Raw genomic sequence first — 19,325 nt, 5'->3', positions numbered from 1 at the left:
AGAATGAGTATTCGATGAGTAAGATAACGTTCCGCGCCGACGACGAACTCGTCGAGCGATTGGAGGACCTCGACACCTCCAAGAGCGAGGTGATGCGCGACGCGCTTCGCCTCTATCTCGACGACGCGGAACGTTCGGACGACGCTGACGCCGACGCCGACGTGTCCGACGCCGACGTCGCGTCGGACACCGTCGACGAGATGATACGCTCGCGCGTGGACGAACTCGTCGGACGGCGCGTCGACGAACTCCTCGCGGAGCGATTCGACTCCGTCGGACGGGGGGCGTCGCTCCCACCGAGAGACGTCAACGTCAACATCTCCGTCGACGGGTCGGCGTCCGAGACGCCCGTAAACGCGGCAGACGAGCCTCGAACGGCGGACGCGGTGGACCGTAAGACGAACCGAGACAACCCGGCGTCGGAGGCACCCGACCGCCAGAAGTCCTGCGAGAAGTGCGGAGACGGACTGTCCGCAGACGACGTCTACTGTGCGAACTGCGGGGAGAAAGCGACGCACCGCGTCTTCTGTGAGTGCGGCGACGAAGTGCGCTCCGACTGGGCGTTCTGCCCCGGATGCGGTCGTCGGACGTCGGCGGCAGACGTACTGGAGCGCGGCCAACGTCGCTGACGCTAGCGTATACGGCCTTTCTGCAGCGTGTCTTACAGTCGCCGTTACATTTATATTATAACGCTCTGTGGTAACTCTCGCGTAAGACGGTTGTCTTACAGCACCGGTCCGACGGGAGGAAGTCGCTCTCGTCCGGCGATTTCGGTGTGTAAGACGCTCGCACGAATCGTGCGCGCCGTCTTACCGGGGGAATGCATACATGGAGCGTGTGACACTACGAATTCCGAAGCAGCAGATCGAAGAAGTCGAACGCATGGTCGAGACCGGGGAGTTCCCGAACCGGTCGGAGGCCATCCGGTCCGCCGTGCGTGAGATGTTGAACGAGCAACAGGTCGAGGGCCGGGAATCCTCGACCAAGCGAAGCTGGGCCAAGGTGTAAGACGATGCAGGATATCGTCAGAGAAGCCATGGAGCGCGACGAGGCCGAGAAGCGCGACGCGGAGATGAAAGACGACGACGACGAGTTCGGGAACCCCCGAATCGTCATCGTCGGTTGTGGGGGTGCCGGTAACAACACCGTCAACCGCCTCTACAACATCGGCGTCGACGGCGCCGAGACGGTGGCCATCAACACCGACAAGCAGCACCTGAAGATGATCGAGGCCGACACGAAGATTCTCGTCGGCAAGTCGCTGACGCAGGGTCTCGGTGCCGGTGGCGACCCGTCGATGGGTGAGCGAGCGACCGAGATGGCGCAGGGAACCGTCAAGGAGGTCCTCGGTAACGCCGACCTCGTGTTCGTCACCGCCGGTATGGGTGGCGGGACGGGGACCGGCGCGGCACCCGTCGTCTCGAAGATAGCGAAAGAGCAGGGCGCCATCGTCGTCGGCATGGTCTCGACGCCGTTCAACGTCGAGCGCGCCCGGACGGTGAAAGCCGAGGAAGGACTGGAGAAACTCCGCAACGAAGCGGACTCCATCATCGTTCTCGACAACAACCGACTGCTCGACTACGTGCCCAACCTCCCCATCGGGAAGGCGTTCTCCGTGATGGACCAGATCATCGCCGAGACGGTCAAGGGCATCTCCGAGACCATCACCCAGCCCTCGCTCATCAACCTCGACTACGCCGACATGTCCACCATCATGAACCAGGGCGGCGTCGCGGTGATGCTGGTCGGCGAGACGCAGGACAAGAACAAGACCCAAGAAGTGGTCAACGACGCGATGAACCACCCGCTCTTGGACGTCGACTACCGCGGCGCATCCGGTGGTCTCGTCCATATCACGGGCGGTCCCGACCTCACCCTGAAAGAGGCCGAGGGCATCGCGAACAACATCACGGAACGACTCGAAGCCTCCGCGAACGTCATCTGGGGCGCTCGCATCCAGGACGAGTACAAGGGCAAGGTCCGCGTCATGGCCATCATGACGGGCGTCCAGTCCGCACAGGTACTCGGTCCGTCCACGCAGAAACAGGCAGACAAGTCGCGGCAGAGCATCGAAGGCTCCGCTTCGGAGTTTAGCTCGAACGGAAGCACGAACGGTCGCGGACAGACGCAGAGTCCGTCCTCGGTCAGCGGGTCGTGGCAGTCCGACGGCGGACGCGACCAGTCCGAGAAGCAGAACGGTCTCGACGTCATCCGGTAACGCGACGCAGACGGGCGGTTTCCGCTCGCCTCCGCGCGACCGCGCACTCTCGTTCTTTTCGTCGTCGGTCACCGAACGCCGACGAGACGTATCCAGACCGACAGCCGAGAAGTGGAAAAGAGGTTCAGACCGCTCGAAGCGACTCTAACAGTCCGCACTTCCGGCAGAGGTCGCGCATCGTCTTCGACCCGCAGCGTTCGCACTCGTTCAGGTCCACGTCGCCGTCGTCGCTGCGGTAGCGGTCGGCGGCCATCTCCGCTATCTCCTCGTAGCCGGACATGATAGAGTGACGCGTCCCCGGGTGGCGGTCCTCCAAGTCGAGCATCAGTTCTTGAATCTCGCCGCGGAACGCCTCGGAGGCGTGCGGACACTCGGTGATGTGCGCGGGGAGGTCCTTCAGGTGCGCGTAGAGGGCGACTTCCTTCTCGGGGATGTCTCGGAGCGGTTTCGCTCGCGGAACGAAGTCGTCCGTCGGATGCCGTTCGTCGAACGGGCCGAGACTCGCGTCGAAGTGTTTGGCCATCTGTTTGACGTTGCCTTCGAGGACGTTCATCAGCGCCGTCTCCGCCTCGTCGTCTAAGTTGTGCCCGGTGAGCAGTTTGTCCGCGCCGAACTCCTCTGCGTACTGCTCTAACAGGTCGCGGCGGAAGACGCCGCAGTACGCGCAGGGGGCCATGTTCTCCGGGTCCTCGCGCGCCACGTCGTCCATGCGGATACCGAACTCCTCCTCGTAGGTGACGAGTTCGTGTCGCATCTGCAGGTCTCCCGCGAGTTCGACGCAGGCGTCGACGCTCTCGTCGCGGTAGCCCTCGATACCCTCGTGGATGGTCAGCGCCATCATCTCGATACGCGGGTCTTCGCCGAAGGTTTCGTCCAAGATGTGGGTGAGTACGACGCTGTCTTTGCCGCCGGAGAGGCCGATGACCCAGTGTTCGGGGTCTTCCGGCGTCGCGTCCCGCGGAACGAGGCTATCCTTGCGAATCCGGCCGCGGACGCGTTTCTCCACCGAGGCACAGAAGTGACTCTCGCACAGGTGGGCCCCCGAGTATCCCGCGTGCATCACCGCGTCTCGGCCGCACTTGTCGCACTCCATCACCACCCGCTTACTCGCCGGGACGAATACGGGTTTCGTCTCTCCCCGACCTGTCGAAACCCGTTTGGCCCCCGAAGCCGCAGACGGGGTATGGAACGCGCCCGCGCCATCGACCGAGTGGCGTCCGTCCTCGACGCCGTCGAGACAGAACCGATGCCCGTGCCCGTCCGCGAAGTGTGGGTGTACGGCGACGTCGCCCTCGGCTTGGACCCCATCGACCGACTCGACGTCTACGTCACGAAGGACCTCCTCATGACCAGCGACGCCGAGGCGAGCGAGGCGTTCGAGCGGTCACACGGCGTGAAGGGCGTCGGCAAGAGCGTCTCCGCGGAGTGGGCCGAGGCCAACCCCGACTCCCTCCGCGCGAACACGAACGGCTACGCCGCCCCCGAGAAGTGTCTCGCCGCCCACCTCCTCCCGGACGACGAACCCGTCCACCTCGAAGTGTGTAACGCCTCGTTCGACGACAACGTCACCCAGCGACTGAAGGGAGCGATGGCCCGCGACGCCTACGAACAGATTCTCGACCCGCGCGGCGTCTGTCTGTACGCCGACGGTCAACGGTCGGAGACGGCGCTCGACAAACTCCGCGCGGGCGAACTCGTCTTTCCGACGCTCCCGGAAGCACTCGCGATGCTCGGGATGGACGAAGACGACGCGGCGGAGGCGGCGGACGCCGTCCGCGACTACCGCGCCTCCCAGACGGGCGCGACGGTGCGCGGCGACGTGGTCTGAGTCGTCTCTCCGTCGAACTCGCCGTCCCCCGCACCATCGTCGCCACCGCGGCGTCATCAACGCCGACGCGATTCCTCCTGCGCTTCCCGTTCGGCGTCTCGGCGGTCCATCGTCTCTTCTGCGTCCGTCTCTCGTTGGATAAACGCGTACAAAAGTAGCGTTCCGCCGACGCTCAGGAGGGCGAACAGGGCGAACACCAGCAGTTCGACGGCCATACGCCGTCTCGTCGCCGCACCCCCGTAGTCGCTTCCCCGCGAGCGTCGTGTCTGTCACGACTGTCACGACAGCGTCGAGGCTACCCCGCGAAGTTTCAGGGCCGCACCGCGTCACCGACGAGTTGCATGAGCAACGAAGCGCTCGACGACCGCGGTTGCCCGAAGTGCGGTCACACGGAAGCGGAGATGGACAGCATCGCGACCAGCGGAACCGGACTGTCGAAGTTCTTCGACGTCCAGAACCGGAGTTTCACGGTCGTCTCCTGTTCGAACTGCGGCTACTCGGAACTGTACAGAAAGGATTCGAGCGGGAACCTCGTGGACCTGTTCCTCGGGTGAACCCGGCCTACAGGCGGTCGGGGACGCGTCCGACGACCACGTCGAACGGGACGACTTCCGCGCGCCGGTAACGTTCGTCCTGCATCTGTTCGACCACCGCCTTGCCCATCTGTCGCCAGTCTCGGCGGAGGGCGTCGTACGCCGAGTCGGAGAGCGTCCGACGCAGTTCCGCCTCGTGCGTCGCGAGTCCCGACCCGTCGGCCTTCCGCGCGGCGACGCGGACGTCGAGTTCGTCGTACGGCGGTTCGGTCACCTTCCGGTGGAAGTGTCGGCGCGTCCGCACGTCTCGGAGGCCCGCCTCGCGGAACAGGTCGGGGAGTCGGTCGCCGAGTGCGACGTCGGTCCGGACGCCCTCGATGTACGCCTCGCGGACCGAGCGTTCGAGTGCTACCTCCGCCGAGACGGTGGAGTCGACGCTGACCGCGGCGTTGTCGGGTTCGACGGCGGCGACGAGGTCCGAGGAGACGCGCGAGAACGACGCGAGGGCGTCGGTCGGTCGCGGGAGGTTGACCAGAAGCGCCTGACACACCACGAGGTCGAACGCGTCGTCGACGAACGGGAGACGCGTCGCGTCGCCCGCGACGGCCCCGAGTCCGGTCTCCCTCCGCGCGACCGCGAGCAGTTCCGTATCGGCGTCGACGCCGACAACGTCTCCGGGCGACTCCGCGTCGAGGACGCGGGAGAGTTCGCCGGTGCCGCACCCCACGTCCAGCACTCGATTCCGGTCCGACAGCGACAGGTCTCGCAGGGCGTCGCGTGACCCCGTCCACATGCCGTCGCGCGTCCGTCGGAGATACTCGGGCGAGAACTTCCGCACGGTCGGCGTTCGCCGCAGAGAGACAAAAACGGCGCGGGTCGCCGACTACTCCGCTCCGTCGCGCCGCCGTCGCAGGAGACCGGCCGCCGCGCCGACGACGCCGACGACGCCGGCGAGGGGGCCGAACCCCGGCGACTCCGTGGCCGTCTCCGAATCCCCGGTTCGTCCGCCGTCGCCCGTCGTGGCGTCCGCCGTCCCGTTCGACTGCCTCGCGGTCCGATTCGCCGCGTCGGTCGTCGGTTCGGCGGGCGACGTCTCGGTTCCGGTCGCGTCGTCTCCCGTCCCAGTACCGTTCTCCGCCGTCGGCACCGGCGTGGTGTCCGCCGCGTCCGCGGACCCTTCCGCCGTCGCCGTCGCTCGAAGCGTCGCGCCCACGCCCGCGTGGTCCGAGGGCCAGAGCGTCCGCGAGGCGCCGTCGACGGTGGTTCGCACGCGACTCGCCTCGCTCACGCCGACCAACTGCGCGTCCGTCGCGGCGAGACCGGATCCGACGAGGACGTGGTCGACCCGTTCGTCGAGTGCGCCCGGTCCGTCGAGCGTCGCCGCCCGACAGCAGGTGTCGCCGTCGGCGTCCGGGCGGGCGGCGTCCCACGCGTCCGTCAGGTTCGACGACAACGTCTCGTACGCGCCGCCGCCGAACGCCGGGCCGTCGTTCAGGTCGCCGAGGAGGACGACGGAACCGCCGAGTCCGTCGAGGACCGACGCGAGTTCGTCGGCCTGCGCGCCGCGGACGCGTTCGGAGGCCGACTCTAAGTGGGTGTTGACGACGGTGACGCGCCCGCCGTCGATGGTCGCGGAGACGACGCCGTACCCCCTGTCGACGCGGAGGGTTCGACTCTCGCCGGTGGGGAAGACGAGTGCCTCCGCGAACGTCGCCGCGGAACGCTCGGTCACGGAGACGTCGGCGTCCGACCGGACCAGAATCGCGTCGCGGTCGGTGAGTCGCACGTCCACGCGGCGGCCGTCGACGCGCCCCGGAAACTCCGCGTCGGCGTTGGTCGTCACCTGCGCGACGTCGTACGGCGTCTCGCGTTCGTCGAGAGCGTCGGTGAGCGCGGAGAGAAAGTCGAACGCGACCGTCTCGGCGTCGCGTTCGTCCGTCGCCTCGCTCTCGGTCGGCGGGCCGGTTCGGACGAGTGCCGCCTCCTGGACGCCCACCACGTCGGGTCGCGTCCGCGCGAGTTCGTCCGCGACGGCGCCCATCCGCGCCTCGACGGCGCTTCGCCCGATGGACTCGTACAGGTCGCCGACGGTCCGGGCGAGGTCCGCGCGGTCCTCGACGGAGAACAGCGAAAACAGGTTCGCGCCGAGGCCGAGGTTCCACGTCGCGACGCGGAGTTCGGTAGCGTCGGCGTCGTCAGCGGGAGTCGAATCCGCGGACGTGACGGCGCGGACGACGGACGGAAGCGTGACGCCGGTACCGACCACGGCGCCGGCGGTGAGACCGCCGCGAAGCACCGACCGGCGGGAGAGCGCGGGTGTATCGGGGGCCATACCGCCGGATTACGCCTTCCCACTGATGAACGTTCGTACCGAGGAGGTCGGATAGTCGTCGGTGAGTACCTCGCTCAATCGCCGTCGGACTCAGTCTTCGCGGAGTTCTCGCACGCGAGCGATGTTCCACGCGAAGCCCTTGCCGTCCTCGGTGGGCGTCTCCAAGACGAGGGGGACGTCCGCGAGGTCCGGGTGATTGACGAACGCGCGCATCCCCTCCTCGCCGATGAGACCCTCGCCGATGAGTGCGTGTTCGTCCTTGTTCGTCCCGCACTCGTGCTTCGAGTCGTTCAGGTGAACGCACTGCAGGTGTTCGAGACCGACCACCTCGTCGAGTTCCGCGACCGTCTCCTCGACGCCTTCGGCCGTCGAGAGGTCGTAGCCCGCGGCGAACGCGTGGGCGGTGTCGAGACAGATGTCGAGGTCCTGTTCGGAGTGCTCTACGACGTACGCGAGGTGTTCGAAGTCGTCGCCCATCTTCGTGCCACTCCCCGCGTCGGACTCGATGAGAATCGTGACGTCCTCGGGGACGTCGAGGTCGTCTAAGACCGAAACGGCGTTTTTCAACCCCTGTTCCTCGCCCGCACCCGTGTGCGCGCCGAGGTGAACGTTGACGTACGGAATTCCCAGTTTCTCAGCCATGTCGACCTCCGTCTGCATGGAGTCGAGCGACTTCTGCCGAAGGCCGTCTTTCGGCGTGCAGAGGTTCACGAGGTACGACGAGTGGATGACCCACGGCCCGTCGAGTTTCTCCGCCGTCTCTCGGCGGAAGAGTTCGGCCTCTTCGTCGGTTATCTCGGGGTCGCGCCACACCTGCGGAGAGGTGGTGAATATCTGTCCACAGTTGCCGCCGAAGGCGACCTGTCTGTGGACGGCGTTCGCGACGTTCCCGTGCGGTGGCGTCTCCTCGTCCGAGGAGACTTTCGAGCTAGACATCGAGACGTGTGCACCGACTCGCATGGACTACGGCAAGTGGTAGGAGGGTATAGTGACTTCGGACGACGGCGGCGCGCGCGAGACGCGGAACTGTCCGCGAAAAACCGAATCCTCGATGACACGATGGCGAACAGCTATTTTCTCCGACTCCTTGTGACACGACGATGTCAGAGGTGGGACTCTCGATTGGGGAGACGGTTCCGGACGTTCGCGAATCGCTCGTCCGCGAAGACGGCCAGACAGAAGAGACGCGACTGTCGGAGTTGGTCGCGGAACGGCCCGTACTCCTGAACTTCTACACGATGGACTTCAGCCCCGACTGCGTGTCGGAGTGGTGTGAGTTTCGGGACTTCGACTGGTTCGCGAGCGGCGACACCGTGCAGGTGGTCGGCGCGAGCAAGTCCGGCGAGCGGATGCACCGCAAGTTCATCAGTCGGTTCGACCTCGGCTTTCCGCTGTTCGCCGACGCCGACCTCCGACTCGCGGAGGCGTTCGGCGTCCGGTACAAGGCGTTCGGCATCTCGGACCGCTCACGTCGGTCGTGTTTCCTCGTCGACGAGGAGATGACGGTTCGGTACAAGTGGGTCGGCGAACACTGGTTGGACCCCACGCGCGACACGCCCTCGGTCGGGGAGATTCACGACGCCATCGTCGAGGAGTTCGGTCCCGGAGAGACGGAGACGTTCGGCTTCTGACTCAGCGGTCTCTGGGGTCGCGTCGGACCCACTCGTCGGCGGCGTACTTCTCGTCTGCGCGTTCGCGGGCGCGGTCCAGTTCCTCGTCCGTCCACGAGCCTTCGGCGGCGTCGGCCCACGTCGCCAGCGCGGATTCGACGGCCGAGACGGCCTCTTCTCGCGTCACGTCCGCGAACTCGGCGATGCCGCCGACGCGTTCTTCGAACCGCTCGGGAGCGACGTCGTGGCCGTCGAACACGCCGAGGTGGTCGGCGGCCTTCACCGCGTAGGTGAGAGAGCCGTGTTGGACGACGGCGTCGTTTCGGCGGTACTGCGCGTTCCCGCTCACCTTCTTCCCGTCGGCGACGACGTCGTGTGCGGGGTGGAGTTCGCGCAGATAGCACGCCGGGAACCATATCTCGGGAACCGACTCGGCGACGAAGTCCGCGTCGACGCCGAGTCTGGAGAAGGCGTCTAAGACCGGTTCACAGAGGAGGTGGTAGCTCTCCATCAGGTCGCCCGGGAGTTCGGCTTTCGGCGCGACGATGGAGTAGGAGATGTCGCCGTCGTAGTCGTGGTAGATGCCGCCGCCGCCGGTCTGACGGCGGGTGACCGTGACACCCTCGCGTTCGCAGAACTCCCAGTCGACCGTCGCCGGGTCCTGATGGTAGCCCAGAGAGAGCGTGCTCGGGTCCCAGCGGTAGACCCGGACGGTCCGAGGCCCACCCGCCGCCGCCGTCTCGGCCGCGATTTCGTCCAACGCCATCTGCATCGCCCCGCCTCTCTGCTCTTCGCGTATCAGTCGCCACTCTCTGTCGGCCAACGGGCCGCGTCCGCGTCCCTCGTCCATGCCGCGGGCTACGGGGGAGTCTCGGAAAGCGGTTTCGTCGGCCTCGTCGAAACCCTCAGTTGATGAGCGGTCTCAGCGACCGTGCTGAATACAGGGCGCGAGTCGGTCAGTATCAGTTATATCGTGTCACTACGTATGCATTTGTATGGACAGTGCCCTCCGAAGCCACCTGTGGAATCGTGCGGTCCTTGTCCTGTTTGCCCTACCTGCACTCGGTTATCTCGGGTTTCTCTCCCAGTTTCTGCTCGGTGAGCCGACTGGGATTGTTCGGATTTTCCTCGGGGGACTGTTCTTGTTCGCCCTCCCGATGTTGATTCTCTACTCAACGCTCTTCGGGGCCATCGCTCCGGTGAACCAGTCACTCGGCACGGTAGGATTCTTCATCTTCACCTATCTGTTTGCCGTCGCTCTTGTTTGGATAGCCCGGAGAGGAGTACGACTCGTCTGAAGACGGAGATAAGCAAGAAAGTCAGCTCTTGACTCCGAGAGGATGTGAATTGACGCCCGAGAGGGTGGATAGCGCGGGCGGCTTTCGAGCGGCTCACCCTCCGTATTCAGCACGCACACCCGACAGGTGGCGAGAGCTTCGATAGACCCGTTTCGTCGCGTGACGCCGTCGAAACGCGGTCAGTCGAACGCGCGGCGCGTCACCGACTCGGGCAGGAGGCGAAGGAGGAGGGCGACGAGTCGCCACCGACGCGTGACGTAGACGCGACTCCGTTCGGCGCGAATGGCGTCGCGAATCTGCGCGGCCGCCGCCTCCGGCGACGCCATCCAGAACGTCTTCCCCATCGCCATCTCGGTGTCGACGAACCCCGGAATCACGTCCGTGACGGTCACCTCGGCGTCGCCGGCCGACGCGCGAGAGCGGAGGCCGTCGAGATACCGCGAGACGAACGCCTTCGAGGCGTTGTACGCGGGAGCGACGGGGTTCCCGAAGAACTCGGCGACCGACGAGATGCCGACGAGGTGGCCGTGTCCGCGCGCCTCGAAGTGCGCCATCGACCACGTGGCGAGGGCGACGAACCCGCGGACGTTCACGTCGACGGTGTCGCGTTCGGCCTCCCACTCCAGCGCGCGGTTCTCGAACCCGACGCCGGCCGAGACGACGACCAGGTCGACGCCGCCCATCGCGTCGGCGAGGCGGTCCATCCGCTCTCTGGCGTCGTCGGGGTCGGAGAGGTCCATCCGCGCGACGTACGACGTCGTCGGGAGGTCCGCGCCGAGCGATTCGAGTCTCGAGAGACGGCGGGCCGCGAGGCCGACTTCGTAACCGTCCGCGGCGAGTTCGTGCGCGAGGGCGCGGCCGATACCGGAGGACGCGCCGACGACGACGGCAGTTCGTGTCACGCGTGCGACGAGGAGCGCCACGTACCTGAACGGCGCGGTTGAGTCGGGTTAACTCACGAGAGCAGACGCGAGAGGAGCAAGAAGAGGCGCTTGAGGTTCTCGCCGAGCGTCCGTTGGCCCTCGCTGTGGAGGACGATGTCGTCGTCTTCGCCGAGGTGAACCTCTATCGTCCGGCCGCGGTCTTTCACGTCCGAGAGTTTGACCGCGCGGATGCTGTCTATCGGGACGACCATGTAGCGGAAGTCCTCGTCGGCGATGTCCGCGTTGCACTGCTTTCCGAGGACGTGGACGCTGTGTTTCGTCAGGCCGACTTCGTAGCCGATGTACTGCATCCCCGCGACGTCCGCGCCGGCGCGTTCGCCTTTGACCTTGGCGCGCAACTGGTCGTCGCCGACCATGATTCGGTCAACCATCGTCTCTCTGATTTTCGAGTGACCGTATAAACGTAGCTCACCGACGCGTCGCGCTCGAACCGGCGTTCGTCCTCACGCGGGCGCACCGCGACCGCCGTGACGCCGCCAGTCGGATGTTCGTACTGTCCGACCGAAAAGAGAGACACAGCGCCGAGAACGTCCGCCATCGGGCTTTTGAGCACTGAGTGAGTATCCAGGGGTATGGACCGACACGACATCGTTGACGAACTCGACGGCTACGGCGGAGAGATTCCCGAGGGAGTAGACGAAGCGGCCGTCGAGCGGATGCGAACCGTCGCGTACGTCTTCGACGACCTGGTCGGCATTCCGGGGACGAACAAACGCGTCGGTATCGACCCGCTCCTCGGCTCGATTCCGGTCGTCGGCGACGTGGTCGGTGCCGCGTTCTCGCTGTACATCGTCCTCGAATCGGCGCGTCTCGGCGTCTCTTACAAGACGCTCCTCGCGATGCTGGCGAACGTCGCTATCGACACCGCCGGGGGCGCGATTCCGTACGTCGGGACGCTGTTCGACGCGGTGTGGAAGTCGAACAAGTGGAACATCGAGATGGCCCTCTCGGAGTTGACCGACGACGTGGAGTTCGACGAGGGCGACTTCGGCGGCGGATTCGACGAGAGCGGAGTCGACGAGAGCGACGACGACGGCCCCGTCGTCATCGACGTCGAGTAAAGTCGAGGGACGCCGAGGAAGCGACTCAGGCGTCCAGCAGTGCGCGAGCGACCGTCACTCTGGGCCACCAGAGAGAGTCATTTTCGCGGGCGAACGCGAGCGTCGTCGACCGCTTGACGGGCGAGTCACCGGCGGCGTCGCCGGTCCACCGAACGGTGTCGTCCGTCGTCGTCGCGTTCCCGTAGTTCCCTCGGACGGCGTAGCCCGGTGGCGCGCGGACGACGAACTCGTCGGCGCCGACGTACACCGTTCCCTCGCCGCCGGCGGCGAACGGTTGAATCGGTTCATCGGCGTGAAGCGGCGTGAAGAACAGCACGCCGTGCGTCTCCGTCACCGCGTCCTGTCCGCGGTACGTGACGACGAGCGTGTCCCCTTCGAGGCGTGACGACACGTCGGTCGGGTCGGCGACGGCCTGCCCCCGCGCGATGGTGGACGCGACGAGTTCCGCCCGGTACGAATCGTTCTCTAATCGCTCGACGCCGTCGACGATGGTCACGTGCGCCGTCCACGTCGTCGACCCGTTCTCGGCGACGTCGACGACCATTTTCGAGTGACCTCGCGTCAGCGTGTAGCCGTCGTGGGCGGCGGTGGTGTCGAGCGCGCTCGAACAGACGGCGCAGGCCATCCGGTCGGACTGTTGTGCGGTGACCGGGACGGCGGCGAACGAGACGCCGACGGTGCCGAACAGGACGAGGGCGGCGAGAACGAAGCCGAGTCTGTGTCTGGAGGGCATCGCGCGTACGTCGCAGGGGAGAGACAAGAAAGTTGGTGACCACGCCGACGGGTCGTCGCGTCACGGAGTCGCAGTCCGCTGGGAATCGGGGCGCCACTGCGCCAGCGTCGCCGAGTCGTTCCCGCTCGGAGACACCCAGACGACGCGGACGACCGACCGGTCGGAGACGGCGTGGCGGACCGTCGCGCCCGGTTCGAGCGGAAACGACGCCACCGCGTCCTCGCCGCCGGCCCAGAGCGTGTCCGTGCCCGGCGAGGCGACGTGGAGTTCGCCGGTGTTCGCCGCCGTGAGCGTCTCGCCCTCCTCGAATCGAACGCGGTAGACCGACTCGTCGGGAACCCATCGGAGCGAGAACGAGGCGGTCGGTCTGGGGGTCGAAGCACCGGGCGCGAGGGCCGAGCAACCGGAGAGCGCCGAGAGACCGGCAACGCTCGTGAGACCGGCGAGACTGGAGAGGAGGCGTCGTCGCAACATCTGTCGTCGGAAGTCGGTGGGGTCTCCCGGTAAACGTGACGAACGCCGGCCGGACTCAGGCGCGGCGAATCGCGTCGGCGACGTCCGCATTCGTCTCGACGCTCGCCCGCGCCGTCGCCTCGATGTGGACGTACTCGCCCAAGTCGTCGGCGAGCCACTCGAGTGAAATCGTGTCGTCGGCGTCGTACTCGTCGAGTCGCCTCGGAAAGTAGTCGAGTCCCTCCGCGACGCGGAGCAGGTGTCTGGTGAGTCGCGGGTGCTCGTCGCTCGCGAGTGCGTCCTCGACGGCAGACACCGTCCGCCCTCGAATCAGTCGAGCGTCGTCCACCGTCTCGACGGTGACGTACTCGTCGTTCGAGACGCGTTCTCGGAGGAACTCGAACGCCCGGATTCGCGCCAGCGTCCAGTGTGCGGAGAGGACGACGCTCGCGCGCTGGCCGCGTTCCCGTTCGTCGTCCACGTTGTCGGCGTAGTCGATAGCGCGCCGGAGGTCCGAGAGCGCACCCCCGACCGGTGTGTCTTCGACGTCGCGGTCGACGAACGACGACGCGTCGCGAGACTCCGGGGGCAGCGACTCGCGTCGGGATTCGAGCGTCGCGGTCAGCGACTCGCCGATATCGCGGAACACCGACCCGAGCGAACGCGTGGTCGACAGCGACGCGACGAACCGGTGGTAGAGGTACGCGGCGTCCGCGACGGCGGCCCGCGCGGACTCGACTCGCCCCGCGAACTCGCCGACCGAGACCACGTCGTCCGAGTGGAACCGTTCGGCGTCGGGAACGCGGGCGAGAAATCCGCCCGCCCTCGCGACCAGTTCCTCTATCGTCGCGTGGACCAACACCGCGCGAATTCGGTCGTCGCCGACGTACCCCCAGCGTTCGCGAAACGAGTCGAACGACGCGCGAACCTCGGGGATTCGCTCGCGGACGTCGGCGAAAGTGAGGTCCGACTCGATGGCCTCCCACGCGCCCACGACCGAGTACACCGACCGGCGAGCGTAGCGGAGACGGTCCAGCGCCTCCAGCGGGGACTCCGTCTCCGTCCACTCGTCGAGTCTGGTCTCCGCGCGGTCGTACCGTCGCTGGAGTTCGGTCCGAATCGCGCCGTTCGGAACGTCGCGCTCGCCGAACGGTGCCGGAACCGCAGAGAGCGTCTCTCGCAGGTCGGCGGCCGTCCGTTCGAGATGCGACCGTTCGATGTCGACGGGAACCGTCTCGGGAACCGCGGGTGCCTCCTCGGAGAGCGCTTCACGGAGGGCGGACACCTCGACGCGCGTCTGTTCGTCCTCGGAGAGCGGGTCGAAGCCGCTACACCCGGCGAGCGCGGTGCTCCCGAGGAGCGCGAGGAATCCGCGGCGACTCGCGTGCGAGCGAGTCATCGCCCCTCCGTCGTCGTCCGGACGGTTCCGTTCTCGGTCTTCGGACCGAAGTCGGGCACGTCCGTCGCTTCGTCGTCGCGAGGGCGGGGCCGCCGACACCCGCTACTGCTCCACCCCGACCCGTAACTCCGGACGCTCTCGGGGTCGAGCGCTTCGGGGATGCGAATCAGCGTCGTGACCGAGTCCTCGTCGTCCACCTCGCAGGGAACGTCGGCGTCGCGATAGCCACCGCCGTAGTCCGTCTCGACGGACGAGTTCGTCCACGAGACGTGACAGAGCGTGAGCGTGTGGCACGCGCGGACGGTCCGCGATTCGAGGAACACCGTCTCCGTCTCGAAGTCGGTGTCGGCGACGAACTGCCGGGCCGCGCCCGCGCCCTCGACGTCGGCGAACCGAAGCCACTCAGCCGTCTCCGCCGTCGCGACGAAGGCGCGTGACCGCCCGTGGGGCGGTGGCGTTCGAGTCGTCCCGTCGTCCGTGCGGTCTGACTCGTTCACGAGCCATACCGGGACGCGGTTCTCCGGGTTGCGAACCATCTGATGGGCGGGGACCGAACCGGTGTCGTCTCGTCGCGCGGGTGCGGCGACAGTCGCCGTACTCGAACGACTGTTCGAGCCACCGCACCCGGCCAGTCCGGCCACGAGCGCGACGGTTCCGTGGAGGAGTCGTCTCCGCGTGAAGGGGACCATGCGAGTGCTATTCGAGTGACATTCCTAAAGTGCTGGGAGTCGTGCCGTGTCGTCGGGAGTTCTGTATCGCATACATTGGTTTATCACGGACGACTCGCGGCCCTTTTAGGCGTCGCGGGCGTCGTTCGGGTATGGTGCGGAACGTCGCGGGAGTGATGGCGGAACTCGAAACTGAGGACTTCTACCTCCTCTCTGGCGTCGAGCAGGGGATGCGCTTCAGCGAGTGGGTCAACCGCGGCAAACTCCCCGAACTCACCGGATTGACCGCGGAGAACGTCGAGTACCGACTGAACCGCTGTATGCGGCGTGACCTCGTCGAACGGAAGACGATTCAGTACGAGGGGTACAAACTCGCCGTCGAAGGGTACGACGCACTCGCCCTCCGCACGTTTTCGAAGCGAGACACCATCCAGGGCGTCGGCGCGCCACTCGGTGTCGGCAAAGAGAGCGACGTGTTCGAGGTGCAGTCGTACAAACCCCTCGCGCTGAAGTTCCACCGCGAGGGCTACACCAACTTCCGCGAGGTGATGCGCGAACGCGAGTACACCTCCGACAACCAGCACGTCTCGTGGCTCTACACCGCGCGCAAGGCGGCCGAACGCGAGTACGAGGTGTTAGAGGACCTCTACCCCGACGTCTCCGTTCCGCGGCCCATCGACCAGAACCGCCACGCCATCGTGATGGACAAACTCCCGGGGGTCGAACTCGACCGGGCGAAACTAGCCGACGAACAGGTCGTCGGCGTCTTCGACCTGGTCGTCGCGGAAGTCGCGCGCGCCTACGACGCCGGGTACGTCCACGCCGACATGAGCGAGTACAACGTCGCCGTCGGCGAGGCGGGCGTCACCATCTTCGACTGGCCGCAGGCCGTCGCGACCGAACACGACAACGCGCGCGAACTCCTCGAACGCGACGTGAAGAACCTCCTCGGCTACTTCAGACGAAAATATCCCGCGGCGATGCCCGAGGACGTCGACCAGTCGGCGTTGTGCGACGCGGTGGCGGCGAACGAGTTCGAGACGGTCCGCGCGTTCGCTCCGTAAGACGCGCCGAGACGATTCTCCGGCAGAGAGACCCTGCAACGCCCGTGAGTGACGACGAGAGCCAGCGAGCGAACTGCGTCGATAAACTCGATATCGCGATACTAAATAGAGGGTGTCGAAGTCAGAGACCGACAGCGGTACGGTCGTGATTGCGAGGTTCGACTCGCTCGTCTCGTTCCCACTTGGGTCGTCGACTCGGAACGGTGAGCGCGGGCGCGAGCGGTGCGAAACGAGTCGTTAAGGTCGTTCTCCGCAGGGTTAGGGCGTCGTGAGACGCGAGTACCGGTGGGAGCAACACCCTACCGAAGGATTCCGAAGAGAGGTGCGAATGACAGAAGGAGACATACAGAGCGGTACGGAGCGCTCGAAACGAGACGATAAGTCTCGGGTGTCGAGCCCGTAACTAACGGCCTGTAGTTCGTGAGATGGTCGTATACATGGGAGTATCTCCACTGCGGTCCGCGCGGAGCGGAACTGTCGGCGCGCGAGTCACCTCGGACGACCGTCCGGGGACGGAGCGTGACTGAGCGATGATCGATAGGCTTCGGCGCGCGGTGAAGCGACTCTCACCGGGTGGAACCGTCGCCCAGCGGGCCATCAAAGGCGGCGCGTGGGTGGGGTCGATGAACGTCCTCGGCCGCGTCCTCCAACTGGCGACCATCCTCGTGTTGGCTCGTCTCCTCGGGCCGACGGCGTTCGGCGTCTTCGGTATCGCGACGCTGGCCATTCACGCCTTCCAGCGACTGACCCAGATGGGTCTCGACGAGGCCCTCGTGAGCAACCGCGAGGACGACGTGAACGCGTATCTCGACACGGCGTGGACGCTTCGGCTGATTCGCGGACTCACACTCGCCGCAGTCGTCTACTTCAGCGCCCCCTTCATCGGGTCCGTGTTCGACGCGCCGAACGTCGTGCCCGTCATTCGGGTGCTCGGTATCGTCCCCCTCCTCGGCGGCATTCAGAACCCCGGTATCGTCTACTTCTCGAAGGACATGGCGTTCCACAAGCAGTTCGGGCTACAGATGGGCGCGCGCCTGTTCGAGACGGCCGTCTCGCTCGGCATCGCCTTGTACGACCCAACCATCTGGGCGCTCGTCGGCGGCTTGCTGGCGAACAAGGCGGCGCGGGTCGTGGTCTCGTACCTGCTTCACGACTACCGCCCGAGGGTGGCGCTCGACGTCGGCCGCGCGAGCGAGATGCTCGACTACGGGCGGTGGATATTCGTCTCCGGCGCGCTGTCGTACCTGTCGAACGAAGGTGACGACGCCTTCGTCGGCTGGTTCCTCGGCAGCACCGCGCTCGGCTACTACACGCTCGCGTTCAGACTCTCGAACGCGCCGGCGACCGAGGTGACCCACACAATCTCCCAGACCGTCTTCCCCGCGTACGCGAAGTTACAAGACGAACTGGAGAGTCTCAAGACGGGCTACGCCAACACCCTGCAGGTGACGACGCTCGTCAGCTTCCCGATGGCGGCGGGTATCGCGGTGGTCGCCGAACCGTTCACGCGGGTCGTCCTCGGCACCGACTGGTTGCCGATGGTGGTTCCCCTGCAACTGCTCGCGGTGTACGGGCTCCTCCGGTCGGTTCGCTCGACCGCGATTCCGCTGTTCCGCGCGGTCGGCAAACCGAACTACGAGACGGTGACGCGGACGCTGAACGTCGGCGTCATGTTCCTCGCGCTCTACCCCCTGAGCGCCGCGTACGGACTCGCGGGGACCGTGGGCGCGACCGTCGTCGGTGCCGCCATCGCGACGCCGGTGGCCGGTCTCTTCGTCGTCCGAATCCTCGAGGGCGGCGCGTTCGACCTGCTCTCGCGGGTGTTCTACCCCGCCGCGGCGAGCGCACTCATGCTCGCCGCCGTCGTCGCCGTCCAGAACGCCACCGCCGAGTACGGCGCCCTCGTCACGCTCGTCCTCTCGATTCTCACCGGCGCCGTCGTCTATCCGGTCGTCGTGTTGCTGGCGGACCGGCAGTTCGACGTCGGACTCGACCGACTCGTTCAGACGGTGAAGAACGGCGTGCGTTGACGACGCTGGCGCGGTTCGCGAGGCGCGAGGCGCGGTTTCGGCGACGTGGCTCGCGGCGGGGTTCTCTCACTCGACGAGCGAGAGTTCGACCGACTCGGCCTCGAAGTCCTCGATGAACGCCCCCTGACCGCCGACGCTGAACGTCCCGTCCTCGGTTTCGACGACGAGCGTGTTCTCGACGGGGAAGGAGTTCGTCGCCGGTTCGAGCAGCCCCTGCCGGACGTCGACGATTCGGCCGTTCAACTCCGTGCGGCCGTCTTCGAGGTGAACCGACCGCCCGGTGGCCCGCGCCCGCACTTCGTGGCCCATCCGGACGTGGAGCGTCGCCTGCAGGGCGGCGTGGCGGAAGTCGCCGTACGCCGTCGGGAGTTCGTCCGGTTCGCAGGTGTACGTCTCGGTGGCCATCGGCCAGTAGTTGCCGAGGAACGACCCGACGAGGACCGGACCCAGTTGTTCCTGCGCGAAGACGATGGCCTGCGCCTCGCTGTTCGACCGCGTCACCATCTCCGTCGGCGCGACCAGCCCCGCCGCTTGGTCGACGGTGAGCATCGTCGGCATCGGTTGCTCCCACGCTCGCACCACCGACGCGAGTCCCGACAGTTCCAGCGGGTCGGTGGGGCCGACGCCGGTGACGATGAGGAGGACGAGAACGCCCCTATCGACCGCGTCGCGGAGTTCGTCGGCCACGTCGTCGACGAGCGTGTACGGGACGCTGAGCGTCACTTCCGTCTCCGCGCGGGCGACGAGTTCAGCGAGGCGTTTGACGACGGTGACGCGGGACTTCACCACCTCGAAACGTTCGGAGCGCGGGGCCGCCCGGGAGAATCGCGCGTCCAAGGCGGGACGCATCTGCTCTAAGTCCGAAGAGAGCGAGTCCACCACGTCCGACGGCGGCTTGGCGCGGATGGTCGTCGGCACGGCGTGGTCGTTCACCTCGACGAACCCGCGGTCGTCGAGTTTCTCGGCGATGCTGTAGACGTAGCGTTTCGACACGTCCGCCTCGTCGGCGATGGTACTCGCCTTCGCCTCGCCGAGTTCGAGGATAGTGAGATACGTGTCTATCTCCTTGTCGGAGAACCCGAATCGCTGGAGCAAGTCGATGAGAGCCGCGTCGTCCATGAAGATACATGCAGAACAGGGTCACTTATACGTCC

Annotated in this window: 23 protein-coding genes; 10 read left to right on the top strand and 13 right to left on the bottom strand. The window is 66.3% G+C overall.

Annotated features, from left to right (window positions below):
- Positions 1 to 14: 14 nt before the first annotated feature.
- The 3 genes from BM282_RS03580 to ftsZ all read left to right on the top strand — a co-directional run bounded on the left by BM282_RS03580 (position 15) and on the right by ftsZ (position 2,218).
- Entirely contained in the window at positions 15 to 629 is a 615-nt protein-coding gene (locus BM282_RS03580) for a double zinc ribbon domain-containing protein (RefSeq protein ID WP_089876825.1), read from the top strand.
- Positions 630 to 828: 199 nt separating this feature from the next.
- Complete coding sequence (locus BM282_RS03575) at positions 829 to 1,008, top strand: ribbon-helix-helix domain-containing protein (protein ID WP_089876823.1); 180 nt, start codon at positions 829 to 831, stop codon at positions 1,006 to 1,008.
- Between the two features lie 4 nt (positions 1,009 to 1,012).
- Positions 1,013 to 2,218, top strand: a complete 1,206-nt coding sequence (gene ftsZ, locus BM282_RS03570) for a cell division protein FtsZ (protein WP_089876821.1) — start codon at positions 1,013 to 1,015, stop codon at positions 2,216 to 2,218.
- A gap of 124 nt (positions 2,219 to 2,342) precedes the next feature.
- On the opposite strand, the gene ncsA is transcribed toward ftsZ, so the two are convergent.
- Positions 2,343 to 3,311, bottom strand: coding sequence for a tRNA 2-thiolation protein NcsA (ncsA, locus tag BM282_RS03565; RefSeq protein WP_089876819.1), 969 nt, complete (start codon positions 3,309 to 3,311; stop codon positions 2,343 to 2,345).
- Positions 3,312 to 3,401: 90 nt separating this feature from the next.
- On the opposite strand from ncsA, the gene BM282_RS03560 reads away from it, so the two are divergent.
- Positions 3,402 to 4,046 carry a DUF7095 family protein gene (locus tag BM282_RS03560; protein ID WP_089876817.1) on the top strand — a complete coding sequence of 215 codons (645 nt, stop codon included), beginning with the start codon at positions 3,402 to 3,404 and terminating at the stop codon, positions 4,044 to 4,046.
- Between the two features lie 56 nt (positions 4,047 to 4,102).
- Here the strand turns inward: BM282_RS03560 and BM282_RS18390 are convergent, their stop codons facing one another.
- The gene (locus tag BM282_RS18390) at positions 4,103 to 4,261 is read right to left on the bottom strand and encodes a hypothetical protein (RefSeq protein WP_175501345.1); all 159 of its coding nucleotides are present in this window, start codon (positions 4,259 to 4,261) and stop codon (positions 4,103 to 4,105) included.
- A 126-nt stretch (positions 4,262 to 4,387) separates the two neighbouring features.
- Between BM282_RS18390 and BM282_RS03555 the strand changes: the two genes are divergently transcribed.
- Positions 4,388 to 4,600, top strand: coding sequence for a zinc ribbon domain-containing protein (locus BM282_RS03555; RefSeq protein WP_089876815.1), 213 nt, complete (start codon positions 4,388 to 4,390; stop codon positions 4,598 to 4,600).
- A 7-nt stretch (positions 4,601 to 4,607) separates the two neighbouring features.
- Here BM282_RS03555 and BM282_RS03550 read toward each other — a convergent pair whose 3' ends face one another.
- The 3 genes from BM282_RS03550 to BM282_RS03540 form a co-directional block, all read right to left on the bottom strand.
- Complete coding sequence (locus tag BM282_RS03550; protein ID WP_089876813.1) at positions 4,608 to 5,417, bottom strand: class I SAM-dependent methyltransferase; 810 nt, start codon at positions 5,415 to 5,417, stop codon at positions 4,608 to 4,610.
- Positions 5,418 to 5,462: 45 nt separating this feature from the next.
- Positions 5,463 to 6,911, bottom strand: a complete 1,449-nt coding sequence (locus BM282_RS03545) for an endonuclease/exonuclease/phosphatase family protein (RefSeq protein ID WP_089876811.1) — start codon at positions 6,909 to 6,911, stop codon at positions 5,463 to 5,465.
- 90 nt (positions 6,912 to 7,001) lie between these two features.
- The gene (locus BM282_RS03540) at positions 7,002 to 7,871 is read right to left on the bottom strand and encodes a deoxyribonuclease IV (protein WP_089876808.1); all 870 of its coding nucleotides are present in this window, start codon (positions 7,869 to 7,871) and stop codon (positions 7,002 to 7,004) included.
- A gap of 140 nt (positions 7,872 to 8,011) precedes the next feature.
- Between BM282_RS03540 and BM282_RS03535 the strand changes: the two genes are divergently transcribed.
- Entirely contained in the window at positions 8,012 to 8,542 is a 531-nt protein-coding gene (locus BM282_RS03535) for a peroxiredoxin family protein (protein WP_089876806.1), read from the top strand.
- A gap of 1 nt (position 8,543) precedes the next feature.
- Here the strand turns inward: BM282_RS03535 and BM282_RS03530 are convergent, their stop codons facing one another.
- Positions 8,544 to 9,371 (bottom strand): lipoate--protein ligase family protein, encoded by an 828-nt coding sequence (locus tag BM282_RS03530; RefSeq protein ID WP_089876804.1) that lies wholly within the window; start codon positions 9,369 to 9,371, stop codon positions 8,544 to 8,546.
- A 145-nt stretch (positions 9,372 to 9,516) separates the two neighbouring features.
- Here BM282_RS03530 and BM282_RS03525 point away from each other — a divergent pair, with 145 nt between their 5' ends.
- Positions 9,517 to 9,819 (top strand): hypothetical protein, encoded by a 303-nt coding sequence (locus BM282_RS03525; protein ID WP_089876803.1) that lies wholly within the window; start codon positions 9,517 to 9,519, stop codon positions 9,817 to 9,819.
- A 179-nt stretch (positions 9,820 to 9,998) separates the two neighbouring features.
- On the opposite strand, the gene BM282_RS03520 is transcribed toward BM282_RS03525, so the two are convergent.
- Positions 9,999 to 10,721, bottom strand: a complete 723-nt coding sequence (locus BM282_RS03520; protein ID WP_089877360.1) for an SDR family NAD(P)-dependent oxidoreductase — start codon at positions 10,719 to 10,721, stop codon at positions 9,999 to 10,001.
- 53 nt (positions 10,722 to 10,774) lie between these two features.
- A complete protein-coding gene (locus BM282_RS03515) occupies positions 10,775 to 11,134 on the bottom strand; it encodes a hypothetical protein (RefSeq protein WP_089876801.1) in 360 nt (119 codons plus the stop codon).
- A 201-nt stretch (positions 11,135 to 11,335) separates the two neighbouring features.
- Between BM282_RS03515 and BM282_RS03510 the strand changes: the two genes are divergently transcribed.
- Positions 11,336 to 11,824 carry a DUF4112 domain-containing protein gene (locus tag BM282_RS03510; protein WP_089876799.1) on the top strand — a complete coding sequence of 163 codons (489 nt, stop codon included), beginning with the start codon at positions 11,336 to 11,338 and terminating at the stop codon, positions 11,822 to 11,824.
- Positions 11,825 to 11,849: 25 nt separating this feature from the next.
- Here the strand turns inward: BM282_RS03510 and BM282_RS03505 are convergent, their stop codons facing one another.
- Genes BM282_RS03505 through BM282_RS03490 form a run of 4 tightly spaced genes read right to left on the bottom strand, consistent with a single transcriptional unit; the run spans position 11,850 to position 15,098 of the window.
- Positions 11,850 to 12,557, bottom strand: coding sequence for a hypothetical protein (locus BM282_RS03505; RefSeq protein ID WP_089876798.1), 708 nt, complete (start codon positions 12,555 to 12,557; stop codon positions 11,850 to 11,852).
- Positions 12,558 to 12,617: 60 nt separating this feature from the next.
- On the bottom strand, positions 12,618 to 13,031 hold the full coding sequence (locus BM282_RS03500) for a hypothetical protein (RefSeq protein ID WP_089876796.1): 414 nt from the start codon (positions 13,029 to 13,031) through the stop codon (positions 12,618 to 12,620).
- Between the two features lie 55 nt (positions 13,032 to 13,086).
- Positions 13,087 to 14,409: a hypothetical protein gene (locus tag BM282_RS03495; protein ID WP_089876794.1), complete on the bottom strand. Its 1,323-nt coding sequence runs from the start codon at positions 14,407 to 14,409 to the stop codon at positions 13,087 to 13,089.
- On the bottom strand, positions 14,406 to 15,098 hold the full coding sequence (locus BM282_RS03490; protein ID WP_089876793.1) for a hypothetical protein: 693 nt from the start codon (positions 15,096 to 15,098) through the stop codon (positions 14,406 to 14,408). The genes BM282_RS03495 and BM282_RS03490 overlap by 4 nt, the downstream gene beginning before the upstream one ends.
- Before the next feature lie 131 nt (positions 15,099 to 15,229).
- Here BM282_RS03490 and BM282_RS03485 point away from each other — a divergent pair, with 131 nt between their 5' ends.
- Both BM282_RS03485 and BM282_RS03480 read left to right on the top strand, forming a co-directional pair.
- Positions 15,230 to 16,141, top strand: coding sequence for an RIO1 family regulatory kinase/ATPase domain-containing protein (locus BM282_RS03485; protein ID WP_089876791.1), 912 nt, complete (start codon positions 15,230 to 15,232; stop codon positions 16,139 to 16,141).
- Between the two features lie 530 nt (positions 16,142 to 16,671).
- Positions 16,672 to 18,171, top strand: a complete 1,500-nt coding sequence (locus BM282_RS03480; RefSeq protein WP_089876789.1) for a lipopolysaccharide biosynthesis protein — start codon at positions 16,672 to 16,674, stop codon at positions 18,169 to 18,171.
- A gap of 66 nt (positions 18,172 to 18,237) precedes the next feature.
- Here BM282_RS03480 and BM282_RS03475 read toward each other — a convergent pair whose 3' ends face one another.
- Positions 18,238 to 19,290 (bottom strand): TrmB family transcriptional regulator, encoded by a 1,053-nt coding sequence (locus BM282_RS03475; RefSeq protein WP_089876787.1) that lies wholly within the window; start codon positions 19,288 to 19,290, stop codon positions 18,238 to 18,240.
- Positions 19,291 to 19,325: the final 35 nt, after the last annotated feature.

Source organism: Halogeometricum limi (genome assembly GCF_900115785.1).
GTDB lineage: Archaea > Halobacteriota > Halobacteria > Halobacteriales > Haloferacaceae > Halogeometricum > Halogeometricum limi.
Note: the sequence above shows the minus strand (reverse complement) of the source record. Positions and strands in the feature narration are given on the sequence as shown.

What these genes read in the sequence shown, in the direction of transcription:
- BM282_RS03580 (WP_089876825.1), top strand. Translation starts at nt 15, where the DNA reads ATGAGTAAGATAACGTTCCGCGCCGACGACGAACTCGTCGAGCGATTG.
- BM282_RS03575 (WP_089876823.1), top strand. Translation starts at nt 829, where the DNA reads ATGGAGCGTGTGACACTACGAATTCCGAAGCAGCAGATCGAAGAAGTC.
- ftsZ (WP_089876821.1), top strand. Translation starts at nt 1,013, where the DNA reads ATGCAGGATATCGTCAGAGAAGCCATGGAGCGCGACGAGGCCGAGAAG.
- ncsA (WP_089876819.1), bottom strand. Translation starts at nt 3,311, where the DNA reads ATGGAGTGCGACAAGTGCGGCCGAGACGCGGTGATGCACGCGGGATAC.
- BM282_RS03560 (WP_089876817.1), top strand. Translation starts at nt 3,402, where the DNA reads ATGGAACGCGCCCGCGCCATCGACCGAGTGGCGTCCGTCCTCGACGCC.
- BM282_RS18390 (WP_175501345.1), bottom strand. Translation starts at nt 4,261, where the DNA reads ATGGCCGTCGAACTGCTGGTGTTCGCCCTGTTCGCCCTCCTGAGCGTC.
- BM282_RS03555 (WP_089876815.1), top strand. Translation starts at nt 4,388, where the DNA reads ATGAGCAACGAAGCGCTCGACGACCGCGGTTGCCCGAAGTGCGGTCAC.
- BM282_RS03545 (WP_089876811.1), bottom strand. Translation starts at nt 6,911, where the DNA reads ATGGCCCCCGATACACCCGCGCTCTCCCGCCGGTCGGTGCTTCGCGGC.
- BM282_RS03540 (WP_089876808.1), bottom strand. Translation starts at nt 7,871, where the DNA reads ATGCGAGTCGGTGCACACGTCTCGATGTCTAGCTCGAAAGTCTCCTCG.
- BM282_RS03535 (WP_089876806.1), top strand. Translation starts at nt 8,012, where the DNA reads ATGTCAGAGGTGGGACTCTCGATTGGGGAGACGGTTCCGGACGTTCGC.
- BM282_RS03530 (WP_089876804.1), bottom strand. Translation starts at nt 9,371, where the DNA reads ATGGACGAGGGACGCGGACGCGGCCCGTTGGCCGACAGAGAGTGGCGA.
- BM282_RS03525 (WP_089876803.1), top strand. Translation starts at nt 9,517, where the DNA reads ATGGACAGTGCCCTCCGAAGCCACCTGTGGAATCGTGCGGTCCTTGTC.
- BM282_RS03515 (WP_089876801.1), bottom strand. Translation starts at nt 11,134, where the DNA reads ATGGTTGACCGAATCATGGTCGGCGACGACCAGTTGCGCGCCAAGGTC.
- BM282_RS03510 (WP_089876799.1), top strand. Translation starts at nt 11,336, where the DNA reads ATGGACCGACACGACATCGTTGACGAACTCGACGGCTACGGCGGAGAG.
- BM282_RS03505 (WP_089876798.1), bottom strand. Translation starts at nt 12,557, where the DNA reads ATGCCCTCCAGACACAGACTCGGCTTCGTTCTCGCCGCCCTCGTCCTG.
- BM282_RS03500 (WP_089876796.1), bottom strand. Translation starts at nt 13,031, where the DNA reads ATGTTGCGACGACGCCTCCTCTCCAGTCTCGCCGGTCTCACGAGCGTT.
- BM282_RS03495 (WP_089876794.1), bottom strand. Translation starts at nt 14,409, where the DNA reads ATGACTCGCTCGCACGCGAGTCGCCGCGGATTCCTCGCGCTCCTCGGG.
- BM282_RS03490 (WP_089876793.1), bottom strand. Translation starts at nt 15,098, where the DNA reads ATGGTCCCCTTCACGCGGAGACGACTCCTCCACGGAACCGTCGCGCTC.
- BM282_RS03485 (WP_089876791.1), top strand. Translation starts at nt 15,230, where the DNA reads ATGGTGCGGAACGTCGCGGGAGTGATGGCGGAACTCGAAACTGAGGAC.
- BM282_RS03480 (WP_089876789.1), top strand. Translation starts at nt 16,672, where the DNA reads ATGATCGATAGGCTTCGGCGCGCGGTGAAGCGACTCTCACCGGGTGGA.
- BM282_RS03475 (WP_089876787.1), bottom strand. Translation starts at nt 19,290, where the DNA reads ATGGACGACGCGGCTCTCATCGACTTGCTCCAGCGATTCGGGTTCTCC.